Genomic DNA, 1,714 nt, shown 5'->3' on the forward strand with positions numbered 1-1,714 from the left:
GCTATCTGCCGGATCGTTTTCATACCTTTACGAACAGGCCCACAGGACACACGCCCTTAAACCCCGGCGTAGATATGTACCAGCAGCCGGGGCCTGTCGGCTCCCACGCTACTTCCAGGGTAATCTCGTGCCACCCATCAGGGAACAGGGCCGTAAAACCCTGCCCTGCGTGTATGCCGCGACCTTCCAGGAGCAGCCGAGGGTGCGGATCATCGTCTGCCGGATCGGGAAGCTGTATCTGCGCGATCCTCTCTTTATCCCAGCTCATAGACCTTTCCTCCTTCCCCTAAAATAAATCGCTATGCGATCCCGTCCGGGTGAGATATAAAATCAGCTCGTCCCCGTCCACTTCGTAGATCAGCAACCAATCCGGCGTAATGTGGCACTCACGACACCCCGTATAATCCCCGGAAAGTTGGTGCTCCCTGTTCTTCTCTGGCAACGGCTCCCCCGCAGCCAGCTTTTTAATAATATCCGTCAGCAAAGAAATATCAAAGCCGCGCTTTTTCACGCGCTTCAAATCCTTCTGAAATTTTGTGGTTGGTCTTATGTTATACATCGGCAAGCAGCTCCTCCATCATCTGATCGACATTGGAATAGGTCTTGCCGAGGCTCGGATCGGCCTTCATTCTCTTTACTTCCTTGATTGCTTCAACGGTTTCAGCGTTCGGCACATCGCCGCTGATTTCAAAGGGTATTCTATACTCCCGCACCGCCTTACGCGCAAAAACATTGAACGCCGTTGTCATCGTCATTCCCATATCAGCACAGAACGCCTCAAACTGCCGCTTCAAGTCTGCGTCCATACGAATGTTAATATTTGTATTTGCCATAGGTAGCAACTCCTTTCATTCTTATTATATCCATTGTATAACTTTTTATTTACAATGTCAATATATGTTCCTGACCGTTTACCCAAGCACTGGCCCTTAAACTTCTACCCTGGTATGTTCGCATTTAGAGGGCAAAAAAGCCTTGATTTATGCGGCTTTCCAAACGCGGTAGAGAGGGGGCCGGTATATTTACCCTCGGAGGGCTGAAAACGGCTTCTAAAGCGTAACAGGGGCCTTTCTGGGCCTTATTCCTGGCCCCCATCGTGCAGCGCATCCAGGAGCCAATCGCTCAACTCCTGGGAAGGGGACACCCGCACCGTTATATGCCCATTTTCAAAGCGCACCGCTGGCGGCGGACAATCCCACCACTTGCGGACGGTTTTCGGATCAAGGCCAGTTTCCCGGTGACAGTCGGCCTTGCGCCCCTCCGGGTGCTGCTGCCGCCATTCATAAACCCGCGCCTGGGCCGTTCCGCTGCCTTTAGGCCGCCCGTTCCCTTCTCTCCAATTCGTACCATTAGCCTTATCGTTAATCTCCTGGATTGCTCTCGCGCCCTGCAAATGTACTGGCTGTTTGCGCCAGTTCCGCTTGTTGACAGGCATAGTCAGACCGGAGAGCTTCGCTATATCGTCCCTGGGGAATGTCACATAGTCCTCGTTGAACATCTCCAGGGCGCACACCACATCATCTTTCGTGAAGCGGTTTATATCCTCCACGCTCATATCATCGTAAGGCCGGAGCAGCGCGAAAGCGTCCCGGCGCAGCTCGTCCTCGTCTATCCCGCATTTTTTCGCATAAATCGCCAGCGTCATAATGCCATAGAAACGATGGCCCACCCGGATTTCATCGGCGATCCGGTGCAGCCACCAGTCGTAAAGGTC

3 protein-coding genes and 1 pseudogene are annotated in these 1,714 nt (G+C 52.9%); all 4 read right to left on the reverse strand.

All coding sequences use genetic code 11. The annotated features are described in order from the left end of the window. Positions 1-19: 19 nt before the first annotated feature. The gene (locus tag NI20_RS0101620) at positions 20-268 is read right to left on the reverse strand and encodes a hypothetical protein (RefSeq protein WP_033119708.1); all 249 of its coding nucleotides are present in this window, start codon (positions 266-268) and stop codon (positions 20-22) included. 18 nt (positions 269-286) lie between these two features. Next, a complete protein-coding gene (locus tag NI20_RS0101625; protein WP_033119709.1) occupies positions 287-559 on the reverse strand; it encodes a type II toxin-antitoxin system YafQ family toxin in 273 nt (90 codons plus the stop codon). Continuing rightward, entirely contained in the window at positions 552-833 is a 282-nt protein-coding gene (locus NI20_RS0101630) for a type II toxin-antitoxin system RelB/DinJ family antitoxin (protein ID WP_005948237.1), read from the reverse strand. The genes NI20_RS0101625 and NI20_RS0101630 overlap by 8 nt, the downstream gene beginning before the upstream one ends. 245 nt (positions 834-1,078) lie before the next feature. Then, positions 1,079-1,714 (reverse strand): annotated as a pseudogene (locus NI20_RS0101635) (hypothetical protein); the annotation flags it as partial.

The sequence above is a fragment of the Oscillibacter sp. ER4 genome (assembly GCF_000765235.1).
GTDB classification, from domain to species: domain Bacteria; phylum Bacillota; class Clostridia; order Oscillospirales; family Oscillospiraceae; genus Hominicoprocola; species Hominicoprocola fusiformis.

Coding starts and splice junctions, on each gene's coding strand:
- NI20_RS0101620 (WP_033119708.1), bottom strand. CDS start 268: ATGAGCTGGGATAAAGAGAGGATCGCGCAGATACAGCTTCCCGATCCG.
- NI20_RS0101625 (WP_033119709.1), bottom strand. CDS start 559: ATGTATAACATAAGACCAACCACAAAATTTCAGAAGGATTTGAAGCGC.
- NI20_RS0101630 (WP_005948237.1), bottom strand. CDS start 833: ATGGCAAATACAAATATTAACATTCGTATGGACGCAGACTTGAAGCGG.